Source organism: Micromonospora sediminicola (assembly GCF_900089585.1).
Taxonomy (GTDB): Bacteria; Actinomycetota; Actinomycetes; order Mycobacteriales; family Micromonosporaceae; genus Micromonospora; species Micromonospora sediminicola.
In genome coordinates this window covers 4,449,291-4,473,515 of the sequence record NZ_FLRH01000003.1, presented here as the reverse complement: position 1 = coordinate 4,473,515, position 24,225 = coordinate 4,449,291, and the positions used below count along the sequence as shown (strand labels likewise).

General features: G+C 75.6%; 28 protein-coding genes. 14 read left to right on the top strand and 14 right to left on the bottom strand.

Going from position 1 to position 24,225, the window contains the following annotated elements; genetic code table 11:
• Positions 1–28: 28 nt before the first annotated feature.
• Both GA0070622_RS20620 and GA0070622_RS20615 read right to left on the bottom strand, forming a co-directional pair.
• Positions 29–733 carry a CBS domain-containing protein gene (locus tag GA0070622_RS20620; RefSeq protein WP_091576354.1) on the bottom strand — a complete coding sequence of 235 codons (705 nt, stop codon included), beginning with the start codon at positions 731–733 and terminating at the stop codon, positions 29–31.
• Positions 734–827: 94 nt separating this feature from the next.
• Positions 828–2,975: a molybdopterin-containing oxidoreductase family protein gene (locus GA0070622_RS20615; RefSeq protein ID WP_245666458.1), complete on the bottom strand. Its 2,148-nt coding sequence runs from the start codon at positions 2,973–2,975 to the stop codon at positions 828–830.
• A gap of 87 nt (positions 2,976–3,062) precedes the next feature.
• Between GA0070622_RS20615 and GA0070622_RS20610 the strand changes: the two genes are divergently transcribed.
• The gene (locus GA0070622_RS20610; protein ID WP_218060603.1) at positions 3,063–3,680 is read left to right on the top strand and encodes a maleylpyruvate isomerase N-terminal domain-containing protein; all 618 of its coding nucleotides are present in this window, start codon (positions 3,063–3,065) and stop codon (positions 3,678–3,680) included.
• A gap of 194 nt (positions 3,681–3,874) precedes the next feature.
• Positions 3,875–4,270, top strand: a complete 396-nt coding sequence (locus tag GA0070622_RS20605; protein WP_091576352.1) for a DUF2267 domain-containing protein — start codon at positions 3,875–3,877, stop codon at positions 4,268–4,270.
• A gap of 512 nt (positions 4,271–4,782) precedes the next feature.
• Here the strand turns inward: GA0070622_RS20605 and GA0070622_RS20600 are convergent.
• Entirely contained in the window at positions 4,783–5,394 is a 612-nt protein-coding gene (locus GA0070622_RS20600; RefSeq protein WP_091576349.1) for a TetR/AcrR family transcriptional regulator, read from the bottom strand.
• A 54-nt stretch (positions 5,395–5,448) separates the two neighbouring features.
• On the opposite strand from GA0070622_RS20600, the gene GA0070622_RS20595 reads away from it, so the two are divergent.
• On the top strand, positions 5,449–6,213 hold the full coding sequence (locus GA0070622_RS20595; RefSeq protein ID WP_091576346.1) for an SDR family NAD(P)-dependent oxidoreductase: 765 nt from the start codon (positions 5,449–5,451) through the stop codon (positions 6,211–6,213).
• A 14-nt stretch (positions 6,214–6,227) separates the two neighbouring features.
• Here the strand turns inward: GA0070622_RS20595 and GA0070622_RS20590 are convergent, their stop codons facing one another.
• The 4 genes from GA0070622_RS20590 to GA0070622_RS20575 all read right to left on the bottom strand — a co-directional run bounded on the left by GA0070622_RS20590 (position 6,228) and on the right by GA0070622_RS20575 (position 9,299).
• A complete protein-coding gene (locus tag GA0070622_RS20590; RefSeq protein ID WP_091576344.1) occupies positions 6,228–7,445 on the bottom strand; it encodes a serpin family protein in 1,218 nt (405 codons plus the stop codon).
• A 42-nt stretch (positions 7,446–7,487) separates the two neighbouring features.
• Positions 7,488–8,000 carry an NUDIX hydrolase gene (locus GA0070622_RS20585; protein WP_091576342.1) on the bottom strand — a complete coding sequence of 171 codons (513 nt, stop codon included), beginning with the start codon at positions 7,998–8,000 and terminating at the stop codon, positions 7,488–7,490.
• A gap of 32 nt (positions 8,001–8,032) precedes the next feature.
• Entirely contained in the window at positions 8,033–8,608 is a 576-nt protein-coding gene (locus tag GA0070622_RS20580) for a hypothetical protein (RefSeq protein ID WP_091576340.1), read from the bottom strand.
• A 94-nt stretch (positions 8,609–8,702) separates the two neighbouring features.
• Positions 8,703–9,299 (bottom strand): DUF4291 domain-containing protein, encoded by a 597-nt coding sequence (locus GA0070622_RS20575; protein WP_091576337.1) that lies wholly within the window; start codon positions 9,297–9,299, stop codon positions 8,703–8,705.
• A gap of 76 nt (positions 9,300–9,375) precedes the next feature.
• On the opposite strand from GA0070622_RS20575, the gene GA0070622_RS20570 reads away from it, so the two are divergent.
• A complete protein-coding gene (locus GA0070622_RS20570) occupies positions 9,376–9,870 on the top strand; it encodes a type II toxin-antitoxin system PemK/MazF family toxin (protein ID WP_091576334.1) in 495 nt (164 codons plus the stop codon).
• A 28-nt stretch (positions 9,871–9,898) separates the two neighbouring features.
• On the opposite strand, the gene GA0070622_RS20565 is transcribed toward GA0070622_RS20570, so the two are convergent.
• Positions 9,899–10,534 carry a GGDEF domain-containing protein gene (locus tag GA0070622_RS20565; RefSeq protein WP_091576331.1) on the bottom strand — a complete coding sequence of 212 codons (636 nt, stop codon included), beginning with the start codon at positions 10,532–10,534 and terminating at the stop codon, positions 9,899–9,901.
• Between the two features lie 209 nt (positions 10,535–10,743).
• On the opposite strand from GA0070622_RS20565, the gene GA0070622_RS20560 reads away from it, so the two are divergent.
• From GA0070622_RS20560 to GA0070622_RS20545, 4 genes are all read left to right on the top strand, one after another.
• Complete coding sequence (locus GA0070622_RS20560) at positions 10,744–11,001, top strand: DUF397 domain-containing protein (protein WP_091576329.1); 258 nt, start codon at positions 10,744–10,746, stop codon at positions 10,999–11,001.
• Between the two features lie 103 nt (positions 11,002–11,104).
• Positions 11,105–11,992 carry a helix-turn-helix domain-containing protein gene (locus GA0070622_RS20555; RefSeq protein WP_091576327.1) on the top strand — a complete coding sequence of 296 codons (888 nt, stop codon included), beginning with the start codon at positions 11,105–11,107 and terminating at the stop codon, positions 11,990–11,992.
• A 94-nt stretch (positions 11,993–12,086) separates the two neighbouring features.
• Entirely contained in the window at positions 12,087–12,935 is an 849-nt protein-coding gene (locus GA0070622_RS20550) for an SAM-dependent methyltransferase (RefSeq protein ID WP_091577730.1), read from the top strand.
• A 50-nt stretch (positions 12,936–12,985) separates the two neighbouring features.
• Positions 12,986–14,425, top strand: a complete 1,440-nt coding sequence (locus tag GA0070622_RS20545; RefSeq protein ID WP_091576325.1) for a serine/threonine-protein kinase — start codon at positions 12,986–12,988, stop codon at positions 14,423–14,425.
• Here GA0070622_RS20545 and GA0070622_RS20540 read toward each other — a convergent pair.
• Positions 14,386–15,117 carry a phosphotransferase gene (locus GA0070622_RS20540; RefSeq protein ID WP_091576323.1) on the bottom strand — a complete coding sequence of 244 codons (732 nt, stop codon included), beginning with the start codon at positions 15,115–15,117 and terminating at the stop codon, positions 14,386–14,388. The genes GA0070622_RS20545 and GA0070622_RS20540 overlap by 40 nt on opposite strands.
• Positions 15,118–15,141: 24 nt before the next feature.
• Positions 15,142–15,834, bottom strand: a complete 693-nt coding sequence (locus GA0070622_RS20535) for a carbon-nitrogen hydrolase family protein (RefSeq protein WP_091576321.1) — start codon at positions 15,832–15,834, stop codon at positions 15,142–15,144.
• Between the two features lie 64 nt (positions 15,835–15,898).
• Between GA0070622_RS20535 and GA0070622_RS20530 the strand changes: the two genes are divergently transcribed.
• Positions 15,899–16,645: a DedA family protein gene (locus tag GA0070622_RS20530; RefSeq protein ID WP_091576319.1), complete on the top strand. Its 747-nt coding sequence runs from the start codon at positions 15,899–15,901 to the stop codon at positions 16,643–16,645.
• On the opposite strand, the gene GA0070622_RS20525 is transcribed toward GA0070622_RS20530, so the two are convergent.
• Both GA0070622_RS20525 and gdhA read right to left on the bottom strand, forming a co-directional pair.
• Positions 16,642–18,009 (bottom strand): alpha/beta hydrolase family protein, encoded by a 1,368-nt coding sequence (locus tag GA0070622_RS20525; RefSeq protein WP_091576316.1) that lies wholly within the window; start codon positions 18,007–18,009, stop codon positions 16,642–16,644. The genes GA0070622_RS20530 and GA0070622_RS20525 overlap by 4 nt on opposite strands.
• 167 nt (positions 18,010–18,176) lie before the next feature.
• Entirely contained in the window at positions 18,177–19,508 is a 1,332-nt protein-coding gene (gene gdhA, locus GA0070622_RS20520) for an NADP-specific glutamate dehydrogenase (protein ID WP_091577728.1), read from the bottom strand.
• Between the two features lie 102 nt (positions 19,509–19,610).
• On the opposite strand from gdhA, the gene GA0070622_RS20515 reads away from it, so the two are divergent.
• The 4 genes from GA0070622_RS20515 to GA0070622_RS20500 are packed head-to-tail and all read left to right on the top strand — an operon-like array spanning position 19,611 to position 22,515.
• Positions 19,611–19,964, top strand: coding sequence for a MazG-like family protein (locus tag GA0070622_RS20515; RefSeq protein WP_245666650.1), 354 nt, complete (start codon positions 19,611–19,613; stop codon positions 19,962–19,964).
• A gap of 30 nt (positions 19,965–19,994) precedes the next feature.
• Positions 19,995–20,834 (top strand): hypothetical protein, encoded by an 840-nt coding sequence (locus tag GA0070622_RS20510; protein ID WP_091575497.1) that lies wholly within the window; start codon positions 19,995–19,997, stop codon positions 20,832–20,834.
• Positions 20,835–20,843: 9 nt separating this feature from the next.
• Positions 20,844–21,815 carry a pirin family protein gene (locus GA0070622_RS20505; RefSeq protein WP_091575494.1) on the top strand — a complete coding sequence of 324 codons (972 nt, stop codon included), beginning with the start codon at positions 20,844–20,846 and terminating at the stop codon, positions 21,813–21,815.
• Between the two features lie 31 nt (positions 21,816–21,846).
• Positions 21,847–22,515, top strand: a complete 669-nt coding sequence (locus GA0070622_RS20500) for a hypothetical protein (RefSeq protein WP_091575492.1) — start codon at positions 21,847–21,849, stop codon at positions 22,513–22,515.
• A 217-nt stretch (positions 22,516–22,732) separates the two neighbouring features.
• On the opposite strand, the gene GA0070622_RS20495 is transcribed toward GA0070622_RS20500, so the two are convergent.
• Positions 22,733–23,395, bottom strand: coding sequence for a DUF1345 domain-containing protein (locus tag GA0070622_RS20495; RefSeq protein WP_091575489.1), 663 nt, complete (start codon positions 23,393–23,395; stop codon positions 22,733–22,735).
• Between the two features lie 8 nt (positions 23,396–23,403).
• A complete protein-coding gene (locus GA0070622_RS20490) occupies positions 23,404–23,673 on the bottom strand; it encodes a DUF2795 domain-containing protein (protein ID WP_091575486.1) in 270 nt (89 codons plus the stop codon).
• A gap of 142 nt (positions 23,674–23,815) precedes the next feature.
• On the opposite strand from GA0070622_RS20490, the gene GA0070622_RS20485 reads away from it, so the two are divergent.
• The gene (locus tag GA0070622_RS20485; RefSeq protein WP_091575483.1) at positions 23,816–24,223 is read left to right on the top strand and encodes a DUF2267 domain-containing protein; all 408 of its coding nucleotides are present in this window, start codon (positions 23,816–23,818) and stop codon (positions 24,221–24,223) included.
• Positions 24,224–24,225 lie beyond the last annotated feature (2 nt).

Below are 24,225 nucleotides of genomic sequence, written 5' to 3'. Positions count from 1 at the left end.
GGGTGTCGACGGGCAGGCCGGGCCGGGCTCAGGCGATGCCGGCCGGGGTGCCGCCACCGAGCCGCAGCGCCGACATCGGCGCGTCGTCGATCGCGAAGCCGAGCGCGTCGACCACCTCGACCACGCCGCTGACCTGCCGGGCCAGTCGCAGCGCCAGGTGCACCGTGGACCAGCGCTCCAGCTGGCCGGTGAGCGTCACCACGCCGCCGTGCACGCTCACGTCCACCACGCCGTCGCGGACGCCGAGCGTGCGCCGCAGCACCTCCTCGACCACGTCGCGCCGGATGTCCGCGTCCGGGCGCAGGTGCACCTTGAGCAGGTCGCCGCGGGTCACGATGCCGACCAGCCGGCCCAGGTCGTCGACCACCGGCAGCCGCTTCACGTCGCGGGCGTCCATCACCCGGGCCGCCTCGACCAGCGTGGCGTCCGGCGCCACGGTGACCGGGGGAGCGGTCATCAGGTCCGCCGCGAGCGTGGCGTCCGCCTTCGCCCGCGCCTCGCGGCGGTGCCGGTCGGGCAGGATGCGCCGCTCGCGCGGCTGCCCCAGCAGCTCCACCTTGTACATCAGGTCCGCCTCGGAGACCACCCCGAGCACCCGGCGGGCGCCGTCCACCACCGGGACCGCCGTCACGTGCCGGCCGGTCAGCACGTCGACGATCTCCCGGTACGCCGTGCCCTCCCGTACCGACGCCACGTCGGTGGTCATCACGTCCTGCACCTGCCACGTACGCATGGCGACCTCCCTGTGTCCACCGCCGACGCTACGGGCGCGCGGGACGGGGGAGCAGGGGCGCACGGACCCCGACGACCGGGCCGGAAGTCCCGGCTCAGCCGGCCGACGCCGGCTCGGCGGCCCGATCGACGGCTGCGTCGGCGGGCGGCTCGGTGGCCTGGTCGGCGGGCGGCTCGGTGGTCAGCAGCTCGGCCGGCACCGGCTCCACCTCGACCCGGCAGTCGTGGAACGTCGGGGCCCCGCCCAGGTCGGTGTCGCGGACCGCGGTGACCGCGTTGACCGTGGCCCGGCCCGGGCTCAGCCGCGCCCAGTACGCCTTGTAGGTGAACGCCACCCCCGGCCGGGTCGCCTCGTCCACGGCGACCGCGGCGAGGAACGCGCCCCGGTCGTTGCGCACCCGCACCGCGTCGCCGTCGGCCAGCCCGCGCGCCGCCGCGTCGCTCGGGTGCAGGTGCACCTTCGGCGGCCCGGTGCGGCGCGCGTGCCAGGGCAGTGAGGCGAACGTCGAGTTCATCAGGTACCGGCCCGCCGGGGCGAGCAGCACCAGCGGGAACCGGCGGGCCAGGCCGGCGTCGGCGGCCTCGGCCGGCGGCGTGTAGCCCGGCAGCGGGTCCACGCCGAGCCGGGCCAGCGCGGGATCGTGCAGCCGGGCCCGCCCGTCCGGGGTGGGGAAACCGCCGTCGGCGAACGGCGCGGAACCGACCGGCACACCGGTGAGCCGGGCGTACGTGCGCTCGCGCAACTCCTCGAACCCGATCGGGGTGTCGGCCAGCAGCTGCCGGGCCAGGTCCTCGTCGCTGTCCCGGAACGCCGGGTGGTCGATGCCCAGCGCCGCGGCGATCCGCCGGAAGATCTCGGTGTTCGGCAGCGCCTCCCCGGGCGGTCGGGTGGCCGGCAGGTTCAGCGTCGTGTAGTGGTGCCCGTAGGAGGTGTGCAGGTCCAGGTGCTCCGGCTGCATGGTGGCCGGCAGCACCACGTCGGCGTGGTCGCAGGTGTCGGTCCACCGCTGCTCCAGCACCACGGTGAACAGGTCGGCGCGGCGCAGGCCGGCGAGCAGCCGGGTCTGGTCCGGCGCGGTGGCGGCCGGGTTGGCGTCGAACACCACCAGCGAGGTCACCGGCGGGTCGGCCTCCCCGGTCAGCAGGGCCGCCAGCCGGCTCATGTTCAGCGACCGGGCCGGTGGCGCCGGCATGCCGGCGGGCCGGATCACCCGCTCGTCGTCGATCGGGTGGTGCCCGCTGGTGGTCACCAGGGACCCGCCGCCGGGGTGGCGGAAGTCGCCGGTGACCAGCGGCAGCGCGCAGATCGCCCGGATCGCCTGCCCGGCGCCGTGGTGCCGTTGCAGGCCGAGCCCGACGCGGACGGCGGTGGGGCGGGTGGTGGCGACGCGGTCGCCCAGGCGGCGTACCACCTCGACCGGTAGGCCGCACTCGGCGGCGGCGCGGTCCACCGGCCACTCGTCGAGCCGGGCGGACAGCTCGGGCCAGCCGACGGTGTGCGCGGCCAGCCACGCCTCGTCGGCCGCACCGACGTCCCGGACGTGCCGCATCAGCCCGAGCGCGAGCGCCGCGTCGGTGCCCGGCAGCGGCGCCACGTGCTCGTCGCTGCGCGCCGCCGTGTCGGTCCGCAGCGGGTCGATCGTCACCACGTACGCGCCGCGCTCGCGCGCCTGCTGCACGAACGGCCACTGGTGCAGGTTGGTGGCGAGCGGGTTCGCGCCCCAGAGCAGGATCAGCTTCGCCTCGACGATCGTCTCCGGCTCGAAACCCACCGAACCGCCGTGCAGCGAGCGCAGCGCCGCCCGCGCCGCGGCCGTGCAGATGGTGGTGTCCAACCGGGACGCGCCCAGGTACGCGAACAGCCGCGGCCCCATGCTCCAGCCCTGCACCAGACCCATCGTGCCGGCGAAGTAGTAGGGCAGCACCGACTCCGGGCCGTGACGTTCGATGCTCGCCCGCAGGCCGGCGGCCACCCGCTGGAGCGCCTCGTCCCAGCTCGCCGGCCGGTACGCCACCCGCCCGACCCCCTTCGGTCCGGTGCGGACCCACGGGGTGGTGAGCCGGTCCGGGCCGTTGACCGCGTCGAGGTAGCGGTTGACCTTGCCGCAGAGCGCGCCCCGGGTGAACGGGTGCTCGCGGTCGCCGCGCAGCGCGACCGCCCGGCCGTCGGACACCGTGAGCTGCCAGACGCAGGTGTCGGGACAGTCCAGGGGGCAGGCGCCGGGGTGGGTGACGGGAGCCATGGCGCGGATGCTACCCACCGGCGCGGGGCGGCACGACCGGGTTCCGGCGGGGCGGCGGTGTGGGCACGGCTCGGGCAGGATGGGGCGGTGAACGGACCCGGGGAGGGCGCGATGACGGTCACGGCCGACGACCTCGACCGTGCGGCGGGTGCCGTGGCGGCGACGCTCGGGTCGGTGACCGGCGCCGACTGGTCCCGCCCGGCCGGCGGGCTGGAGTGGACCTGCCGGCAGACCGTCGAGCACCTGGCCGACACGTTGCTGTCGTACGCGGCCCAGGTGGTCTCCCGCCCGGTCGACCGCTTCGTGCGCCTCGCCGCCGTGGTGGAGGCCGACGCCGGGCCGGACGAGCTGGTCGAGTGCGTCACCTGCGCGGCCGGGCTGCTCGCGTTCGCCGTGCGCGGGACACCGGCCGGCGTGCGCGCGTTCCACCCCAGCGGGCAGGCCGATCCGGCCGGTTTCGCCGCGATGGGCGTGGCCGAGGTGCTCCTGCACGGCGAGGACGTGGCGGCCGGACTCGGCGTCGCGGTCGACCCGCCGCGCCCGGTCTGCGCGCGGGTGGTCGCGCGGCTCTTCCCCGACGTGGCGCCCGGCCTGGCCGACACCGACCCGTGGGCCGCGCTGCGCTGGTGCGCGGGCCGCCTGGACCTGCCCGCCCGCCCCCGCCGCCACGCCTGGCAGTGGCGCGGCGCCCCCATCGGCGGCTGACCGCCGCCCCCGCCCCCGCTTCGGCGATCTTGCGCTTGGTGCCCGCGAGACGCGGTATCGGTCCCTTTTGTCGGGGCACACAGTGCAAGATCGCGGGGCGGGGCGGGGCTGTTTGGTGGGGTGGGTGCCGGGTAGTCGGCGGGGCCGGCGGGGCGGCACCGGGTCGTGGCGGCGGCGCGAGGGGGGAGGGTGGCGTGCGGTTTCCCCTGTTCGTCGAAGCGGTGGCGCGTCGGGCCGAGTTGTCCACGGACCAGGCCGCGACGATCTCCCGGGCGGTGCTGCAGACCCTCGGCGAGCGGATCACCGCCGACGAGGCCGGTGACCTGGCCGCGCAGTTGCCGGACGACGTGGGCGGCTATCTCGCGGCGCCCGAGGGGGCCGGCGCGACCGGCGCGGCGGTGGAGTTCCTGTACCGGGTCGCCGAGCGGTCGGCGGTGGACCCGGCGGTCGCCGAGGTGGGCACGCGCGCGGTGCTCGCGACGCTGCGGGAGACGGTCACGGTGGGCGAGTTCCAGGACCTCGTCGCGCAGCTGCCCCGGGGCTTCGACGCGATGGTGGACCCCATTCCGCGCCCGCCGTACGATGTCTGAGCAGGCTCCCCGCGACCCGGGTCGAGCCATTGCACTAAGGCCGTAAAGCGAAGATTCCACGGCCACAGAGTATTTTCACCGGAAAATTACTCGCGAGTAGGCGCTTACGCCGTAAATGGTCCGGTCGCTAGACGGACGATCGGACGAACTCCTCCGTCCCCGGTCCACCGGTCCTCGCCCCTTCGGCTCGACCCGGATCGATGGTCTTTCCGTCGGGAAATCGAGTCCTATTCTGCTTCCCAGGTGACGTCCCGGGGGCCGGCCACCTCCGTGAGGTGTGGTCCGGCCCGGGTTCTCCGTCGCGGCCGGCTCGCCGACCACCCGCGCCGCCCGCGGGTCCGGACCCGGTGCGCGCCGCCGGTCGCGGGACCGTCGGCGGCGCGCACCGGCTCGACCCGACCGGCCCTCCTTGGCCCCGCCCCGGGATCGACCGACCCCGCTGCCTGCCCGACCTCCGGTGATCAAGGAGTTCGCGTCGGTCCCGGACCGTCCTGGTGACGCGACCTCCTTGGTCACCGGAGGTCGGGCCGGGCGGGGTCGGGGATGGTGAAGGCGGCGGCCAGTGCGGTCGCGATCAGGTCGGGGAGGTCGGCGCGGCCGTCGTCCTCCGCCCACCGCACCAGCGCGGTGTGCATGACGGCCAGGCAGGCGCTCGCCGCGGCCGCGGCGCGGAACGCCGAGTCCGGGTCGGCGGCCTCGTCGCCGAGCCCGTCCACGATGGCCTGTTGCAGCACGTAGTGGTTGTCCAGGTGCCGGGCGCGCAGAGCCGGCGTCGCGATCATCAGGCGCAGGCGGGCGAGGAGGAAGCCGTCGTCGCCCTCGGTCAGCGACCGGGCCGACTTCACCAGCGCGCTGCCGATGCGGCGGACGAGGGGCTGCCCGGCCGGCGCTGCGGCGATCCGCTCGGCGACCAGCGGGCCGTTGCGGTCGGCCAGGACGAGGTCCTCCTTGGTGGGGAAGTGCCGGTACACCGTCATCGCGGAAACGCCGGCGGCTTCGGCGACGTCGTTCACGGTCGTGTCGTCATACCCGCGCGCGGCGAACAGTCGCACCGCGTGTGCCTGGATCAGGCGCTGCGTCTCGGCCCGTCGCTGCTCCCGGAGGGTGGTCCGCCGCCCAGTCATGTGATAGACACTAACAGCCTGTTAGTCACTAACGTTTAGGGAGCGACTCACATCATGAGCGATCTGACCGGCAGGACAGCGCTGGTGACCGGCGCGTCTCGCGGCATCGGGCAGGCGATCGCCGTCCGACTGGCCGCGCGGGGAGCGGTGGTCGTCGCGCACTTCGGCACCGACGAGGCCGGCGCGACCGCGACGGTCGAGCGGATCGTGCGGGCCGGTGGCACCGCGTACGCCGTCGGCGCGGAACTGGGCGTGGACGGAGACGTCGAGACGCTGTTCGCCGGCGTCGGCGCCCGCCTGGCCGGTCGACCGCTCGACATCCTCGTCAACAACGCGGCGGCGCCACCCGCCGGCCCGCTCGGCGCCACCACCCGGGCGGCCTTCGACCACCTCTTCGCGGTCAACGTCCGAGCGCCCTACTTCATCGTCGAACGGGCGGTGCCCCTCCTGAGCGACGGCGGCCGGATCATCACGATCTCGTCCGCGGCGACCCGCATGGCGAACGCCACCCAGACGTCGTTCGCCATGACCAAGGGCGCGATCGAGACGATGACCCTGACCCTGGCCAACCAGCTCGGCGCCCGGGGCATCACGGTGAACGCGGTCGCGCCCGGCGCCACCCGGACCGCGACCAACGGCCCGGTCTTCGAGGCGCCGGGCCTCACCGAGCTGATCAGCGGAATGACCGCGCTCGACCGGCTGGGCGAGCCCGACGACGTCGCCGACGTGGTCGCGTTCCTCGCCTCCGACGCCGCGCGGTGGGTGACCGGTCAGGTCATCGACGCCACCGGCGGCCTGTTCCTGGGCCCGCGCACCTGAGCACCCCGCGCCCGCTAGTCCGCCTCGTCGGCGGGCAGGTCGTCCGGGTCGCTGACCCAGGCGGAGTAGACCGGGAGGGCGTGCCACGGCCCGCCGGCCGCGTCGGTGGCGACCGCGACCACCGCGTACGGATGGGCGAAGCGCAGGTCGGCCACCCGGGCGACGCCCTCCGGCGGCAGGCCGGTCGCCATCCCGAACGCGGTCACCGCGGCCGCCTCGAAGCCGTAGCGGCCGAACCGGGCCACCGTCGACTGTGCCGCCTCGAACGGCGGCTCGGTCAACCCGAGCAGCTCACCCAGTGCCCGTGCCGCCGCGTCGAACCCGACGCCGGCCGACGTGAGGTCGTGCCGGCTGCGCGCCGACCAGCAGGGCAGCACGGCGGTGGCGTGCTCCTCCCGGCCGTCCGCGGCGAACGTCCGGGTCGGCTCCTCGCGCAGGCGCCACAGCGGGGTCTCGCCCAGCGGCAGGTCGAACAGCGACCGGCGCCCCGGCACCGGACCGTCCGGCACGGTGGCGGCGGCCACGGCCAGCTCCCGGGCGGCGGCGAGCACGTCGGCGGCCGGCACCTGCGGCGCGGCGGCCACGGACACCACCAGCATCCCGGCGCCGTCGTCGCCGGCGTGTGCCGGGGCCACGTGCACCGCCACGTCGCCGGCCCGTTCCGTGGTCGAGACCCAGCAGCGGTGCCCGAACGGTGGCGTGCGCAGCACCTGCCGCAGCCGGCCCGCCCAGGCGCTGCCCGCGCCCAGCTCCGCCGCCGGTGCCACCTCGAACGGGTCGGCCCAGGACACCCGGGTGGCCAGCGCGTTGGCCAGGATCAGCACGGTCTCCGGGGTGACGTCGACCGGGAAGCGCTCGACCAGCCCGCCGGTGCGCTCCCGGGCCCAGGCGTCCAACGCGGCCTGGTCGGGCAGCGCGCCGCGCTCGGTGTGCTCGGGCAGGCCGGCGCGCCACTCGGCCAACTCGTCGACGGGCGTGCGTTCCCAGAGCGCGGTGGCCGCGGCGACCAGCGGGTGTGGCGCGGCGAGCAGCGCCCGGGCCGAGGCGGCGGCGTCGTCCGGGTCGACGCCGAGCGCGTCGGCCAGCGCCGCCCGGGCCTCGCCGGTGGCGGCCGGGCCGGTCAGCGCCAGCAGCAGCCAGGCGCCCAGCGGGGAGGCGACGTGGTGGGTGTCACCGGCGGCGCCGTGCAGCCGCTCGGCGTAGCGGGCCAGGGGTGCGTCGAGAGGATTCACCCGCCCCACTCTGCCCGCTGACCGGCCCACCGGCACGTCCGCTCAGGACCAGAGTTCGAACGGCTCGTCGATCTCCTCGCCGGCGAGGAACGCCGCCAGCAGCTCGGGCAGCCGGCCCGGATAGCAGCGCGGCCGGTCGGCGAGCACCTCGGCCACCGGCCACCACCGGAACCCGAAGTAGTCCTCCACCTCGTAGTCCATCCGCTGCGCCCCGTCCACGTCCGGCCCGGGTCCGGGCAGCCGCACCGGCACCACCACCTCGTCCTGCAGGTGCCGCCGCTGCCGGTGCCGGAAACTGGCCCGCCGCCGCCAGGTGGGCGCGCCGATCTCGCCCGGCGCGACCACGATGCCGGTCTCCTCGCGCAGCTCGCGCACCGCCGCCTCCCGGTACGTCTCGCCCGGATCCAGCCCGCCGCCGGGCAGCTCCCACCAGACCCCCAGGTCGGGGTGCTCCGGGTCGCGGGTGTGGAACAGCAACAGCCGGTCGGCGGCGTCGAGCACCACCAGCCGCACCGCCGTCCGCTCGAACAGTGGCAGATCGCGAGGCAACTCCACGCCCCCACCCTAGGAGGATCCCGCCGCTCGCCTCAGCCGACGGTCGGCGCCAGCCGCTCCGTGCCGCAGCGGGGGCAGCGCACCCGGACGCCGGCCGCGGTGCCCGGCGCGCGCAGCCGCTGGCCGCACCGACAGGCGAACACCACCGACCGCACCATCCGCAGATACTCCGCCCGGTCCCGGCGGGGCCACCGCCCGTGACAGCGCCGGCACAGCCGGGGCGGGAAGCTGTGGTACCAGGCCATCCCGGCGGCGCCGGCGACCGTCACCGCGCCCGACCCCGCCAGGCCCAGCGGCGCGAGCAGGCCGGGCAGCGCCGCCACCAGGTCCCCGTGCCACGCGGTACGCACCCCGACCGCCGCGACGAGGACGACCACCGGCAGGCTCAGCACCGTCGCGGTGAACCCCCACGCGAAGGTGAGCACGGAGAGCACGAACACCGTCGTCGCCCACCGGGGCGCCCAGCGGGCCACGCCGTACCCGCCGCAGCGCGGGCAGTCGGGCGGGGCCAGGTGCGGCACCGATCGCAGCACCTTCGGGGCCAGCCACTCGACGAGCAGCTTCAGCAACTCCTCGGCCAGCTTCGTGAGCAGCGTCTGCGCGAACATCACCGCCCTCCTTCCGCCGTCCCCATCGTCGCGGTCGGCGGAGGGCCGGAGCACGTACGCCGCGTGACGGTCATCCGACACGCCGGCCGACCGGTCAGCCGGCGTCGATCACCCGGGCGACCTCGGGCGGCAGCGGGTACGGCAGTTCCACCGGCAACAGCGCCGCCGCCCCGGGCTCGTCACCCTCGGTGAGCCGCTCGTGGACGGACCGGGCCAGCGCGGTGACGTCGGTCAGCCCGACGAGCCACTCGTCGACGTACCGGTGCACCGCCTCGCCGGAGAGGCCCACCTGCACCGACCGGTACGGCAGCGGGGCCAGCCGCAGCGACCGTTCCGGGTCCCACTGCACCCGAACCGGGCTGGTGCGCAGCTGCCGCCGCCAGGCGTCGGAGTCCGGATGCCGCCGCGGGTCGTGGGCGCTCAGGCAGGCGTGCCCGAGCGCCCACTCGAAGCCGGCCCGGCTGATCTCCACCGCGAGCACCCGCTCCTGCCCGGGCTTGAGCGCCCAGCCGCAGCGGTACATCATCCAGCGGAACGACGGCTTGATCCAGGTCATCCGCTCCCGCTTGAACGGCGGCACGAACCGGCCGGCGGCCAGCGCCGCACCGGCGATCTCCGGCGGGTACGCCTGGTAGACGGTCACGGTGTCGGCGGTGAAGGCCGCCCGGATCTGGTGGCGGGGAACGGTCACCGGGGCATGGTGGCGAAACCGGTGGCCCGGCCGCCACCGGATTCCCTCCCGGCGGCGACGGGATAGGCTGCCCGCCGTGGCAGGTCTGTTGAGGAACGTGGCGTCCCGGCTCGGCCGGATCACCGGGGGCGCCGCCGCGCCCGCCCGCCCGGGCGGGCACGTCCCGGCCCAGGTCGCGCGCCGCCGCCAGGTCAGCGCGTTGCAGCGCCGCGAGCTGTCGTACGCGCCGGAGCCGGACGGGCAGGCGGACCCGGGGGAGATCGTCTGGACCTGGGTGCCCTACGAGGACGACCCGCGCCAGGGCAAGGACCGCCCGGTGCTGGTGGTGGGCCGGCACAGCCGCACGCTCTTCGGGCTGATGCTGTCCAGCCAGGGCGACCGGGACGGGCAGCGGCACTGGCTGTCGCTCGGCCCGGGGGAGTGGGACCGGGACCGGCGACCCAGCTGGGTCCGGCTGGACCGGGTGCTCACCATGCGCGAGGACAGCATCCGCCGGGAGGGCGCGGTGCTGGACCGGCCCCGGTTCGACCGGATCGGCCAGGCGCTGCGCGCCGGCTACGGCTGGCGCTGAGCGAACCCGGGCCGGGCCAGGCGCGCGGTCAGCACTCGGCGACGAGCTGACGGGTGGGGCGGCCGGCGCCGAGCGTCTTCGCCTCGTACATCGCCGCGTCGGCGCGGCAGAGCGCGTCGGTGAGCTGGGCGGGGCCGTGCACCGGGGCGAGCCCGACGGAGGCGGTGACCCGGATGCTGCGCCCGCCCAGCGGGATCGGCGCGGCGAGCGCCTCGCAGAGCCGGCGGGTCGCGTGCTCGATCCAGCGCCGGTCGTGCGCCGGGCTGACCAGCAGGCCGGCGAACTCGTCGCCGCCGAGCCGGGCCACCAGGTTGTTGCCGGCGAACGCGGCCAGCCGCTGCGCCGTGCTGACCAGGACCTGGTCGCCGGCGGCGTGCCCGTAGCGGTCGTTGACCTGCTTGAAGTCGTCGAGGTCGAGCACCACCGCGACCAGGGGCTGGCCGCTGGGGTCGGTGAGCAGGGCGGCGGCCAGCCGGAAGAACGCGCGGCGGTTGGGCAGGCCGGTCAGCGGGTCGTGGCTGGCGGCGTGCCGCTCGGCGGCCAGCTCGGCCTGGAGCAGCTGGATCTCGGCCTCGGCGCGGACCGCCCGGCGACGCAGTTGCCACGCGGACACCAGGGCGCCGGCGGCGGAGATGCCGGAGGCGACGGTCATCGGATCCGGCACGCACCCTCCTCACCGCAGTCCCCGGCCGCGCGGGCGGCATCCGGGGGCCGGGTTCGGGTCACCGAACGTGAGCGACCCGGCACACCGTACGTTCGGTTATCATGCTCGCTGTCCATTGCAGATGCAATAGCAGATGCACGTGCATCTCACTCCTCAGTCGACAGACGCTCCTCCCCGCGGCCTCGGCTGGCGCTTCCCGAAGGACGCCCATGCAACAACCGCCGAACGGCGTGCCCGTGACCGAACTGCCCCCCGTGAGCTGGTTGAAGAGCCGCCGCAGCAACCCCAGCGGCAACTGCGTCGAGTTGGCCGAGCTGCCCGGCGGCACCGGCATCGCGGTGCGCAACTCCCGCCACCCGGAGGGGCCGGCGCTCATCTACACAGTGGACGAAATCGCGGCGTTCGTGCTGGGCGCCCGGGACGGCGACTTCGACCACCTGATCCGCCCGTCCCGTCCACGGGACTAACTCGTCCGTCCGGAGGAGTTCACCTCACTGTCGGTTCATGGCATGCTTACTCGTCGGCCGGGAGGGCGCCCGGTCGGGGCAGTCGGGATGCGAGGGCGGTCAGGTGGCGACGGTGCCCGTCGAGGGTGGTCCGACCAGCGGGCCGACCGTGCTGCGCATGCTGCTCGGGGCGCAGTTGCGCCGGCTGCGGGAAGGCGCCGGGGTCAGCCGGGAGAGCGCCGGCTGGGAGATCCGCTCCTCCGAGTCGAAGATCAGCCGGATGGAGCTGGGCCGGGTCGGCTTCAAGGAGCGCGACGTCGCCGACCTGCTCACGCTCTACGGGGTCACCGCTCCCGACGAGCGCGCCGCGCTGCTCAAGCTGGCCCGCGACGCGAACAGCCCGGGCTGGTGGCACCGCTACGGCGACGTGCTGCCCGCCTGGTTCCAGTCCTATCTCGGGCTGGAGGCGGCGGCGGCGATGATCCGCACGTACGAGGTGCAGTTCGTGCCCGGCCTGTTGCAGACCGCCGCGTACGCCCGGGAGGTGATCCTGCTCGGGCACCGCGGCGCGTCGCCGGCGGAGCTGGACCGCCGCGTCGACCTGCGGATGGAGCGTCAGGAGCTGCTGCGGCGCAGTGACCCGCCGCAGCTGTGGGCGGTGCTCGACGAGGCCGCGCTGCGACGCCCGATCGGCGGTGCCACGGTGATGCGCGAACAGTTGGACGCGTTGATCGCGGCCACCGCCTCGCCGCACGTGCGGCTGCAGATCGTCCCGTTCTCGGCCGGCGGTCACGCCGCGGCCAGCGGAGCGTTCAGCATCCTGCGCTTCGGCGACCAGGACTTGCCCGACATCGTCTACATCGAGCAGTTGACCAGCGCGATCTACCTGGACAAGCGCGACGACCTCGACTTCTACGCCGAGGCGATGGAGCGGCTGTGCGTCGAGGCCGCGCCGCCGGAGCGCACCGCCGAGCTGCTCACCCGCCTGCGCGACGAGCTGTACCGGGCCTGACCGTCGCGGCGCCGGGCGCTAGCATGACCCGGGTACCGACGATTGTGGACGGACGTCATCCGGCGGCGGTGGCGCGCGAGTCGTGGAGGCGGCCTTGACCAGCGAAGCATCCGGGACGGCGACCGAACCGGGCCACCCGGGCGACCGGATCGACACCTCCGTGGCGCACCCGGCGCGACGCTACAACTACTGGCTGGGCGGCAAGGACAACTTCCAGGCCGACCGCGAGTCCGGTGACGCGATGGCCGCCCGCTTCCCGACCATCCGGCTCAGCGCGGTGGAGAACCGCCGGTTCCTGCGGCGCGCCGTGCGCCACCTGGCCGGCGAGGCGGGGATCCGCCAGTTCCTCGACATCGGCACCGGCATCCCCACCGCCGACAACACCCACGAGGTGGCGCAGTCGATCGACCCGCGCGCCCGGGTGGTCTACGTCGACAACGACCCGATCGTGCTGGCCCACGCCCGCGCGCTGCTCAACAGCTCGACCGAGGGCGCGACCGCCTACCTCGACGCCGACCTGCGCGACCCGGAGCGGATCCTCGCCCACCCCGACCTGCGCCGCACCCTCGACCTGTCCCAGCCGGTGGCGTTGATGCTGGTGGCGGTGCTGCACTTCGTGCCCGACGGTGACGACCCCTACACCACCGTCACCCGGCTGCTGGACGCGCTGCCCGCCGGCAGCTATCTGGCCGCCTCCCACGCCACCCACGACTACCTGCCGCCGGCGGTGGCCGAGGAGGCGAAGGCGGCGGCCCGTGGCGGCGGCCCGCACGGTGTGATCAACCTGCGCGCCCGGGACGAGGTCGTCCGGTTCTTCGACGGACTGGAGCTGATCGAGCCGGGCGTCTGCTCGGTGGCCGAGTGGCGTGCCGACGACGAGCCCGAGCCGCGCCCCTCGGTGGCCGACGTGAGCATGTACGGCGGGGTGGCCCGCAAACCCTGACCCCCGGCCGGTTGGCGCACACGTGGGCCGGGCAGGCAGACTGGGGCATCATGTCGCCGTTCACGCCCAGCCTGCGGCTGCACGACCGGTACGTCCTGCGCGAGCGCATCGGCCTCGGCGGGATGTCCGAGGTGTGGCGCGCCGACGACGAGGTCCTGCACCGCCCCGTCGCGGTCAAGGCCCTCGCCGGCCGGCTCGCCGCCGACCCGCAGTGGCGCGCCACCATCCAACGCGAGGCCCGCGCGGCGGCGCGGCTCACCCACCCGCACGTGACCCAGGTGTACGACTACGGCGAGGCGGCCCTGCCCGACGGCGCGGTGGTGCCGTACCTGGTCATGGAACTGGTGGACGGGCGGACCCTGGCCGACCGGCTGGCCGGCGGGCCGCTCGCCTGGCCGGACGCGGTCCGGATGGCCGGGCAGGTCGCCGCCGCGCTGGCCGCCGCCCACCGGATCGGCGTGGTGCACCGCGACATCAAGCCGGCCAACGTGATGCTCACCGAGACCGGCGCCAAGGTGCTCGACTTCGGCATCGCCGCGCCGGCCGGCCCGCAGGCGGTCGGGCAGACCGGTGAGCTGTTGATGGGCACCCCTGCCTACTTCGCCCCCGAACGGCTCGACCCGGGTCCGGCGAACCCGGCCGGCGACGTCTACGCGCTCGGCGCGTTGCTCTACCGCGCGCTCGTCGGCCGGGCCCCGCTACCGGTGCAGACCTGGGACGACGTCGTCGACCTGCGCGCCAACCGGCCACCGGTGCCGCCGCTGCGCGTTCCCGGCCTGCCCGCCGACGTCGCCGACCTGGTCCTGGCCTGCCTGGCGGTGGACCCGGCCCGGCGGCCCGGCGCGGCGTTGCTCGCCGATCGGCTCGGCGCGGGCCGCCCGGTCGACCCGCCGACCGCGATCCTGCCCACGCTGTCCCCGGTGGAGCACCCGCCCACACTGGTCGAGCGGCGCCCGGCTCCGGCCCGCGCGGTCCCGCCGGTGCCCGCCGCCGCGCCGGGCCGCCCCGCGGTCTCGTCGAACCGGCTCTTCGCGGTGCTGGTCGCGGGCGCCGTGGTGCTGCTGCTCGCGCTGGTCGGCACGCTGCTGGCCGACGGAGGTTCCGGCACCCCGCCCGCCGGCGCCCCGGCCGCACCCACCACCGGCGCGGGCAGTTCCCCGCCGAGACCGACACCGTCGCGCGCCGCCCCGTCCACGGTGGCGCCCGAGCCGGTCACGCTGCGTCAGGTCGCCGACCGGTTCGTCCAGTTGGTCGACCGCGCCGAGGCGGCCCGGCTGATCGACCGCAAGACCGCCGACGACCTGCGCAAGAAGGTCGCGGAGCTGGACCGGGGGAAGCCCAGGGACCGGGCCAGGCGGGTCGAGGACCTGCGCGACAAGATCGAGGACGCGGCCGACGACGACAAGGTCGACCGGGTCACCGCCGCCGCGCTGCGCGAGCTGCTCGACGGCTACGAGCGGCTGCGCGGCGGCGGCTCCCAGGAGGGCTGAGGCGGCCGGCGGTCCGCCGACGTCGGCAGGGCGGCCCCGGTCGCCGCCACCAGCGCCGCCGCCTCGGGCAGCCGCCCCGGGTCGGGCGCCCGGCCGGCCGCGCGGTGCCGGACCGCCGCCGCCAGCGGACCCGGTGGCCCGGACGCGGCGACGTACGCGGACAGCAACTCACCGGCCGCAGCCGCCAGCGGATGGGCCGGATCGACGGCGACCTCCGCGAGGATCAGCGCGGTCACCGCCCGGTCCAGCGCCGGCGGACCCTCGGCGCTGTCGGTCCAGTCGATGACCACCGGACCGCCGCCGCTCAACAGCACGTTGTGCGGGTGCAGGTCGAGGTGCAGCAGACGCACCCCGGGATCGGTCGACCGCAGCGCCGGCAGCGCGTGCAGGCGGGCGTGCAGGTCGGCCAGCATGCGGGCGGCGCCGTGCGCGGTGACCGTGCCCGCCTGGAGCGCCTCCACCAGGGTCGGACCGGGGATCCGCTCGAGCACCAGTTCGGGGCCGTCGGCGTGGTGCACCCGGGGGACCGGGAACCCCGCCCGACGCAGGTGTCGCATCACCTCGGCCTCGGCGCGCACGTCGCCGCCGTCGCGGTAGCGGCGCAGCACCCGCCCGTCCGGCAGCGCCCAGACGTCGGCGGTGTGGCCGGTGCCCAGCAGGACCGGCGCCCCGACGTCCCCCGACTCGTCCATCCCCGGAGCGTAGGTGATCCGTCCTCAGCGCAACGCCCCGCCGACGACCTCGCCGACGTCGGCACCGGCTCGGGCCACCGCGACGCCGGCCGGCGACCAGATGCCCGAACCGCCCGCCGCCCGCGGGTAGCCACCGCCGGTCGAGCCGGCGAAGCTGGCCGCCGCCACCCACACCCCGTGCGCGGCGGCGACGCGCACGGCGCGCTCCTCGGGGACCGCCGCGTCCTCGGCCGACTCCAGCACCCCGGCCAGGTAGGCGTCCGCGCCGGCGGCCACGGTCGCCGCCGCGTGCTCGGGCACCCCGGTGTCCTTGCAGACCGCCAGGCCCAGCCGCCAGCCGTCGACGTCGAGCACCGCCGGCCGGCGGCCCGGCCGGAACCGCTGCGGCTCCGCGCCACCCAGCCACATCTTCCGGTACGCCACCCGCACGCCGTCGCCGTCGACCGCGAGCACCCCGATGTGCGGCCCGGCCACCGGCGCGCCGGCCAGCGCCAGCGTCCCGGTCGCCGCGCAGGCCGCGCGCAGCGGAGCGAGGCGGGGGTCGGCGGGGTCCACCGGCGCGGCCGCCAGTTCGTAGCCGGTCAGGGACAGCTCGGGGAAGACCACCACCCGGGCCCCGGCCGACCGGACCACGGCGGCGTGCCGTTCGGCGTTGCCCGCGACGTCGTGCGACCGGGTGAGCGGTTGGGCGACGGCGACCCGCAGCGGCCCACGCATGGGCACACCGTAACCGACGCCGCTTTCCGTGGTCGACGGCCGCGTCGCCCCGTAACGTGGTCTGATGATCGGAAACGCACAGCTCCTCGCCGGCCCCCGGGTGAGTGCCGCGCGGGCCGCGGAGCCGGCCGGCGAAGGACCCGTCGGCTGGGTCACCGGCCTGGTGGAACGGCTCGGTGGCCCCGGGGCCGGGCTCGCGGTGGCCCTGGAGAACCTGTTCCCGCCCATCCCCAGCGAGGTCATCCTGCCGCTGGCCGGGTTCACCGCCAGCCAGGGCCGGATGAGCCTGTTCGGCGCGATCGCGTGGACCACGCTCGGGTCGGTGCTGGGCGCGCTGGCGCTCTACTACGTCGGCGCGGCCCTGGGACGGGACCGGATGCGCGCGCTGGCCGCACGGCTGCCGCTGATCAAACTCGACGACGTGGACCGCACCGAGGCGTGGTTCCTGCGCCACGGCGTCAAGGCCGTGTTCTTCGGCCGGATGATTCCGATCTTCCGCAGTCTGATCTCCGTTCCGGCCGGTGTGGAACGGATGCCGGTGCCGGTGTTCCTGCTCTTCACCGCGCTGGGCAGCCTGATCTGGAACACCGCGTTCGTGCTCGCCGGCTATCTGCTCGGCGAGAACTGGCACGTGGTCGAGGCGTACGTCGGCACGTTGCAGAACGTGGTCATCCTGGCCGTGGTGGCCGGCGTCGGCTGGTTCGTGGTCAGCCGGGTGCGCCGTTCCCGTCGGGCGGCCGCCGAGTCCGACGCGCCGCCCCGGCCGGGCACCGTCTACCGGGGCGGCTGGTACGCGCCGGAGGAGGACTAGGGGCAGGCCGGGTAGAGGCGGCGGGTGCCGGCGCCGGCGGCCCAGGCGGCCGGGTCGCTGAAGCGGCAGCCGAAGTCCGGCGCCGCCACCGCCCGGGGGTCGGTGACCGCGTCGCCGGCCGGGCGCTTGCCGGTGCGTACCCAGCGGGTCAGGTCGTCCCAGGCGGCGCCGGCCTCGGCCGGGCTGAACTCGCAGTGCTGCGCGGCCCGGACCGCCCGCTGCACCAGCAGCCGGGACCGGCCGTGCCACGCCACGTCCCGGGCGTACGCCTGCTCCATGCTGAACGGCACGAACAGGTCACCCAGGTCGTGCAGGCTCAGCACCGGCACGGTGGGCCGGCCGGCGATCCGGGGCACCTCGGTCAGGCCGGGGGAGAGCCGCTGGCGCAGGTTCTCCGGGGCGACCCGCTGCACGGTGGCGTTCAGGTTCACCGGCTGGTTCGGCGTGTAGCGGGTGAACAGGTTCGTGGCGAGCTGTCCGGGCCGCTGCGCGGGAGAGTCGCCGCCGTCGGTGGTGGCGATGCCGAAGAGGAAGTCCTTCCACACCGCGAACGCGGCGTCGGCACCCGGCCTCGGCCCGCCGGAGCGGGCCACGGTGACCGCGCGCAGCTGCTTGCCGAGCGCGTTGGTGGTGTCCGGGCCGGTGGGGGTCAGGCCGGCCAGCCCGAGCGCGACCTGGATCCGGGGCACCGCGTTGGTCAGGTAGTCGGCCGGTGTCGGGTAGGCCCGCACCCCGGCCAGCGCCTGCGCGACCAGGTTGTAGTCGAGGAAGTAGTCGAACAGCTCCTGGTCGCCGAGCACGCCGCACATCGGCAGCGCGCCGGCGTAGTAGCCGGGGTACTGCTCCAGGGACCGGCCGATGACGTGCCCGCCCATGCTGACCCCGGCGATGAGCACCCGGTGCGGCCGGCGCACGGTGCGGGCGAACAGGTCCGCGAGGGCCCGGGTGCCGCGCACCCCGGAGCGGATGTCGTAGCCGTTGCGGTCGTAGGACGACGACGCCCACGCGTATCCCTGGGACAGCAGGCGCTGCCGCAGGTCGAACGCGGGCGGCTCGGGGGAGAGCTCGGTGCCCTGGCCGCGGTAGCCGTGCGCCCACATCACCAGGTCGCCGTTCCACCGCGCCGGGACCTCCACGATGTAGCCGGCGTGGGCGTGCACGCCCTGCCGGACGGTGGTGGCGGTCCCGTCGACGACCAGGGGCGGCAGCGGCGGGTTGACGATGGTGTAGCCGGGCAGCGGACCGGTGCCGTCGTCGCGGGCGATGGCGGCGGCGGGAGCCGCTCCGGCCAGGCCGAGCGCGAGGACGACGGCGGCGCCGACGGCGAGCAGCCGGCGGCGCAGGCGGGTGGGTGAGGTCTGCATCGCTGCTCCCCGGGGGACGGGTGCCGCCCCGGTACGCGGGACGGCGGGCGGGACGGATGCCTACCGGCCGGTAGCGACCTGAACCTAGGCCGGGGGGTCGAGGACTGTCAATCGCTGACTGACCGGGCGGTCAGCGCGGCACCGCCCGGTCGGTCCACGGTGGCCGGTCAGACCACGCCGTGCGCCAGCATCGCCTCGGCCACCCGCCGGAACCCGTTGATGTTCGCGCCGGCCACGTAGTCGCCCGGCAGCCCGTACTCCTCCGCGGTCGCCCAGCAGCGCTCGTGCACGTCCCGCATGATCTCTCGCAACCGCTGCTCCGACCGGTCGAACGTCCACGCGTCCCGGCTGGCGTTCTGCTGCATCTCCAGCGCGCTCACCGCCACCCCGCCCGCGTTCGCCGCCTTCCCCGGGGCGAACCGCACCCCGGCTCGACCGAGGATCCGCACCGCCTCCGGCGTGGTCGGCATGTTCGCGCCCTCCACCACGGCGACGCAACCGCCGGCCACCAGCGCCGCCGCCTCCGCGCCGCCGATCTCGTTCTGGGTGGCGCACGGCAGGGCCAGGTCGCACGGCACCTCCCAGACGCTGCGGCCGGCGACCGCCACCGCGTGCGGCACCTGCCGCACGTAGTCGTCCAGCCGGGTCCGGCGCTCCTCCTTCACCTCGCGCAGCAGCGCCAGGTCGATGCCCTTCTCGTCCAACACGTAGCCGTCGGAGTCCGAACAGGCCACCACCGTGCCGCCCAGCTGGTGCACCTTCTCGATCGCGTAGATGGCCACGTTGCCGGACCCGGACACCACCACCCGCTTGCCGTCCAGGCTGTCCCCGGTCTGCCGGAGCATCTCCTCGGCGAAGAAGACCGCCCCGTAGCCGGTGGCCTCGCGCCGCACCTGCGCGCCCCCGTACGTCAGGCCCTTGCCGGTGAGCACGCCGGCCTCGTACCGGTTGGTGATCCGCTTGTACTGCCCGAACAGGTAGCCGATCTCCCGTCCGCCCACCCCGATGTCCCCGGCCGGCACGTCGGTCTGCGGGCCGATGTGCCGGTACAGCTCGGTCATGAAGCTCTGGCAGAACCGCATCACCTCCCGGTCGGAGCGGCCCTTCGGGTCGAAGTCGGCACCACCCTTGCCGCCACCGATCGGCAGGCCGGTCAGCGCGTTCTTGAAGATCTGCTCGAAGCCGAGGAACTTCACGATCCCCAGGTAGACCGACGGGTGGAAGCGCAGCCCGCCCTTGAACGGGCCCAGCGCGCTGTTGAACTCCACCCGGAAGCCACGGTTGACCCGGACCCGGCCGTGGTCGTCCTCCCACGGCACCCGGAAGATGACCTGCCGTTCCGGCTCGCAGATGCGCTCGACCAGTTCGGCGTACCCGGGGTGCCGGGCCAGGGCCGGTCCGATGCTCTCCAGCACCTCCCGCACCGCCTGGTGGAACTCGGGCTCGCCCGGGTTCCGCGCGACCACCTTGGCGAACACCGTCTCGACGGTCTCCGGCATCACGGGCACGTCCTTCCGCCTCCCGGTGCCGGCACCGTTGCCCGCACCGCCCCCGGATACGGATCGTGACCGTCGTCCGGTTCACTGGGCCGGGTGGACGACATGATCTGGACCTCGGCGCGGGACGCCCGCGCCTGGCTGGACGCCGCCAACGGCACCGGCGACACGGAACTGACCTGCCGCATCCTGAAGATCGGCGAGGAGGCCGGCGAGGTGGCCGCGGCCTGGATCGGGGTGCTCGGGCAGAACCCGCGCAAGGGCGTGACGCACACCCGCGAGGAGGTCGCCGCGGAACTGGCCGACGTGGCGTTCACCGCCCTGGTGGCCATCGAGAGCCTGGGGTTGGACGCGCACGCGGCGCTGGCCGCGTGTGTCGCCAAGGTGCACGCCCGCCTCGGCGAGGCGGCTCCGGCGGCACCGGCGGGAATGAACCGGAGCGGAAACGGAGACGTATGAGCCAGTGGGGACCGGCGAGAGGGGACGACCATGACGGCATCCGGGGACGACCCTGACCTGAGCGGGCCCCGCTGGTCGCGCACCGCCCGGGCCCTGGTGGCCGCCGCCGTGCTGGTCGTGGTGCTCGGCGTGGCGGCGATCGCGGTCACCCTCGCCAACCCGGCCCGGCTCGGCACGGTCTTCTCCGGCGGGCCCACGTCGCCGGTCACGGACGCCGGTGGCTCCGGCGGGGTGGGCGGCGCCGAGGTCGCCGCCGCCGAGACGCTCACCGCGCCGCGCGGGGACCGCCGGCAGGCGAACTTCGAGCTGGTCGACGGCCTGACCAGCTTCACCCTGCGGGCCGCCGACCTCGGCGACGACCTCTACCGGATCGGCGCGCCGGACGACGCCGGGGTGACCCCGCGCCCGCAGCTGACCGGTGACCGGGTCCGGCTGCGGATCGAGGAGAACGGCCGATCCGGTCCCTCCGCCGTCGAGGTGGTGCTCAACTCCCGGGTGACCTGGCGGCTGCGGCTCGTCGGTGGCGTCAGCGAGCAGCGGCTCGACCTGGGCGCGGCCCGGCTGGCCGGGATCGAGCTGATCGGCGGCGCCGCGCGTACCCGGCTGTCGTTGCCGCCGCTCGACGGCGCGCTCACCGTGCGGATGACCGGCGGCGTCAGCGAGCTGACCGTCGCCGTGCCCGGCGGGCCGCCGGCCCGGGTGCGGGTCGCCGCCGGCGCCGGTTCGCTGGCGCTGTACGACGAGCGACGCGCCGGGATCGCCGCCGGTGAGCTGATCAGCTCGCCCGGCTGGGACCGGGCGGTCGACCGGCTCTACCTCGACCTGGTCGCCGGCGCGAACGCGGTGAGCGTGACCGCGGACCGGGCGTAGAGTCGGGCGGTGGACCGTACCGAATCCCTGCCGGCGCAGACGCTCCCCCCGGGCGTCGGCGCCACCGACCCGGGCAGCGTGCTGCTCCCCGGGCACGACGTTCCGCTCGGCCGCTACACCACCGTGCGCCGGCTGCTGCCGCAGCGGCAGCGGCGGATGGTCGGCGCGTGGTGCTTCGTCGACCACTTCGGCCCGGACGACGTGGCCGAGCGGCCCGGCATGGAGGTGCCGCCGCACCCGCACACCGGCCTGCAGACCGTCACCTGGCTGCTCGACGGGGAGATCCTGCACCGGGACAGCCTCGGCAACGTGCAGCCGATCCGCCCGGGGCAGCTCAACGTCATGACCTCCGGGCGGGGCATCGCCCACTCGGAACGCTCCCCGCTGGTCCACCCGCCGCTCATGCACGGCGTGCAGCTGTGGGTCGCGCTGCCCGACCCGGCCCGGGCCGGCGACCCGGACTTCGACCACCACGCCGAGCTGCCCCGGTGGCGCGACGGCGACCTCGACCTCACCCTGCTGGTCGGGGAGTTCGGCGGGGAACGGTCGCCGGCGGTGGCGTACACCCCGCTGGTCGGCGCGCAGATCGAGGTCCGGGGCGCGGCGCCGGCCACGCTGCCGCTGCGCCCCGACTTCGAGTACGGGCTGCTGGCCATGTCCGGCTCCGCCGAGTCCGACGGCGTGACCGTCGCCCCCGGCGCGCTGCTCTACCTCGGCGCCGGCCGGACGTCGCTGTCGCTGACCGGGGCCCCGGGCAGCCGGCTGCTGCTGCTCGGCGGCGCCCCGTTCGACGAACCGCTGGTCATGTGGTGGAACTTCGTCGGCCGGTCGCACGACGAGGTGGCCGCCGCCCGCGAGGACTGGATGGCCGGTCGCCGGTTCGGCACGGTCGCCGACGACCCCGCGCCGCCGCTGCCCGCGCCCGCCCTGCCCACCACCCGGCTCAAGGCCCGCGACCGCAGCGGCGGCCTGCACGGCTGAATGGCGCGTCCGCGCCGGGGTAGTCCGCGGCATGCCGACAACCACTGCCACCCGCAGCGTCGAGGAGAAGAAGCGGCTGGTCCGCCGGCTCGCCGGGGACGGACGCGGCTTCGCCGAACGGTACGGGTTCCGGGTGACGAACAACCCGTCCCAGCTGTTCCAGGTGCTCTACCTGGCCGTGCTGCTCGCCCGCCGGGGCGACTTCCACCGGGCGATCGACGCGGCGACGGCGGTGCGCGACGCCGGCTGGGACAGCGCCGCGCGGATGGCCCGCTCCCGGCACGCCGACCGGGTCCGCGTGCTGCGCGACGCCGGGCTGCGCGGCGACCTGCCCGCGCTCGCCGACACCCTCGGCGACCTGGCCCGCACCCTGGTCGAGACGTACCGGGGCGACCTGCGCCGGCTGCGCACCACCGCCCACCAGGACCCGGCCGGGGAGCGGCGACTGCTGACCGAGCTGCCCGGCGTGGACGACGAGGTCGCCGACCTGTTCCTGCGCGAGGCGCAGGCGCTGTGGCGGGAGGCGGCCCCGGTCGCCGACCGTCGCGCCCTCGCCGCGGCCCGGCGGCTGGGGCTGGGCCGCTCCGCCGCCGACCTCGCCGGGCTGGCCGGCGGCGGCGAGTCGGAACGGCTGTCCTGGCTGGTCGGGGCTCTGGCCCGGGTGGATCTGGAACGGCGCTACGCGGAGGTCACCGGCTGAGCGCGCACGTGCGCCCGGACACACTTCCGCGATTCTCACCCGTTCGGCTGATGTCGCATCGTATGATGATCGTGGCAGCGATGCCCGCCCGGTTCGGGCGAACATCCACCGCCTGGTGGTCGCGACCCGGTTCGGGCGTGAACCGCCAGGGACAGGTGTTGCGAGGCGCCCCAGGTCGCGGTTCGTGGCCCGGGGCGCCCGCCTGTCGACGGGCGCCCTATCGGGCCAGGGTTGCCAGCAGGTTCACCGTCGCGGCGACGATGACCGCGCCGAACAGGTACGACAACAGCGTCTGGCGCAGCACGGTCCGGCGAACGGCGCGGTCGCTCACGTCCGTGTCGGACACCTGGAACGTCGTCCCCACCGTGAACGCCACGTAGGCGAAGTCGGTGAAGTCGGGCGGTTCGTCCTGGTGGAAGTCGATCCCGCCCGGCTCGCCGCCGTAGTAGAGCCGCGCGTACCGGGTGGTGAAGACGGTGTGCACGACGAACCAGGAGAGCACCACGCTGAGCACGCCGAGGCCGGCGTACACGGCCCGGGCCAGCCCGGGCGGCACCTGACCGGCCGTGGTGAACACCATGCCCACCGCGAGCAGGCTGCCCAGGCACGCGGCCAGCAGCAGCGCGTCGCGCATCGCCCGCCCGGGGTCCTCCAGCTTGGCCAGCCGCGCGGTCCGGGCGGCGTCCAACCGGGACAGCCGGGCCCACTCCAGCGTCAGCCAGGCCAGGGCGGCGGCGTCCCAGCCCACGAGCGGCGCCAGCACCGGCCGGACGAGCACCCCGGCGGCGGCGCCGCAGGCGACGCCGACCAGCCCCATCACGGCGAGCTGGAGCGCGGCCGGCACGTGCCCCGGGACCCGGACCGCCGGGTGGCGCGGCACCGCAGCGGTCAGATGCCGCGCAGGTGCTGCGAGACCCGCGGGTGGCGGTCCCGGGCCTGCGCCGCGCGCTGCGACGGGCTCACCTCGGGAGCGGCGTCGATGCCGGCCGAGCGGGCCACCTCGGTGCCGTTGGCGTAGTCCACCGGAGGCAGCGCGCGCAGCGCCCGCAACACGTCCGGCGGCGCGCCCTCCCGTTCCGCCTCGCGGATGACGTCGTCCTTCCCGGCCGGGTAGTCCAGCGCGGACAGGTACTCCAGGACATCCGTGTAACTCGCCATCAGTCGGGCTCCTCGCGCCAGTAGTTGGGGTCACGACCGGGCGGCGGATACCCGCCGCGCGCCGGGTCACGCCCCCGACGACGCCTGTTTCCGCCGGGCCGGGACGGGTAGCCGCGGGGGCGCACCGAAGGGGGTACCACCGATGCACTACCTGACCTTCGTGGGCCGGGTCGCCCGGCTCACCGGCACCGCCGAGGACCGGGCGGCGACGTTGACCCGGGCCACCCTGGAGACGTTGGCCGAGCGGTTGACCGGCGGCGAGGTGCTGGACCTGGCCGCGCAGCTGCCCAAGCCGCTGTGGGGGCTGCTCAGCCCGCACCCGCGTACCGAGGCGGCCGAGCGGTTCGGCGCGGCCGAGTTCGTCGCCCGGGTGGCCCGCCGGGCCGACTGCGACGAGAACACCGCGCGCACCGCGGTGGGGGCTGTGTTCGCCACGCTGCGCGAGGCGATCAGCAGCGGCGAGTTCCAGGACGTGGTGGTGCAGCTGCCCCGGGACTACCGGGACATGGTGGAGCCGGCCCTCGCGCCGGCCGCCACCCGCCGGCGCTGAGC

Bases quoted from the DNA above. Each gene is read 5' to 3' on its own strand.
- GA0070622_RS20490 (WP_091575486.1), bottom strand. From the start codon at position 23,673: ATGGCGAGTTACACGGATGTCCTGGAGTACCTGTCCGCGCTGGACTAC.
- GA0070622_RS20545 (WP_091576325.1), top strand. From the start codon at position 12,986: ATGTCGCCGTTCACGCCCAGCCTGCGGCTGCACGACCGGTACGTCCTG.
- GA0070622_RS20485 (WP_091575483.1), top strand. From the start codon at position 23,816: ATGCACTACCTGACCTTCGTGGGCCGGGTCGCCCGGCTCACCGGCACC.
- GA0070622_RS20515 (WP_245666650.1), top strand. From the start codon at position 19,611: ATGATCTGGACCTCGGCGCGGGACGCCCGCGCCTGGCTGGACGCCGCC.
- GA0070622_RS20510 (WP_091575497.1), top strand. From the start codon at position 19,995: ATGACGGCATCCGGGGACGACCCTGACCTGAGCGGGCCCCGCTGGTCG.
- GA0070622_RS20540 (WP_091576323.1), bottom strand. From the start codon at position 15,117: ATGGACGAGTCGGGGGACGTCGGGGCGCCGGTCCTGCTGGGCACCGGC.
- GA0070622_RS20620 (WP_091576354.1), bottom strand. From the start codon at position 733: ATGCGTACGTGGCAGGTGCAGGACGTGATGACCACCGACGTGGCGTCG.
- GA0070622_RS20560 (WP_091576329.1), top strand. From the start codon at position 10,744: ATGCAACAACCGCCGAACGGCGTGCCCGTGACCGAACTGCCCCCCGTG.
- GA0070622_RS20580 (WP_091576340.1), bottom strand. From the start codon at position 8,608: ATGTTCGCGCAGACGCTGCTCACGAAGCTGGCCGAGGAGTTGCTGAAG.
- GA0070622_RS20525 (WP_091576316.1), bottom strand. From the start codon at position 18,009: ATGCAGACCTCACCCACCCGCCTGCGCCGCCGGCTGCTCGCCGTCGGC.
- GA0070622_RS20535 (WP_091576321.1), bottom strand. From the start codon at position 15,834: ATGCGTGGGCCGCTGCGGGTCGCCGTCGCCCAACCGCTCACCCGGTCG.
- GA0070622_RS20500 (WP_091575492.1), top strand. From the start codon at position 21,847: ATGCCGACAACCACTGCCACCCGCAGCGTCGAGGAGAAGAAGCGGCTG.
- gdhA (WP_091577728.1), bottom strand. From the start codon at position 19,508: ATGCCGGAGACCGTCGAGACGGTGTTCGCCAAGGTGGTCGCGCGGAAC.
- GA0070622_RS20615 (WP_245666458.1), bottom strand. From the start codon at position 2,975: ATGGCTCCCGTCACCCACCCCGGCGCCTGCCCCCTGGACTGTCCCGAC.
- GA0070622_RS20530 (WP_091576319.1), top strand. From the start codon at position 15,899: ATGATCGGAAACGCACAGCTCCTCGCCGGCCCCCGGGTGAGTGCCGCG.
- GA0070622_RS20600 (WP_091576349.1), bottom strand. From the start codon at position 5,394: ATGACTGGGCGGCGGACCACCCTCCGGGAGCAGCGACGGGCCGAGACG.
- GA0070622_RS20595 (WP_091576346.1), top strand. From the start codon at position 5,449: ATGAGCGATCTGACCGGCAGGACAGCGCTGGTGACCGGCGCGTCTCGC.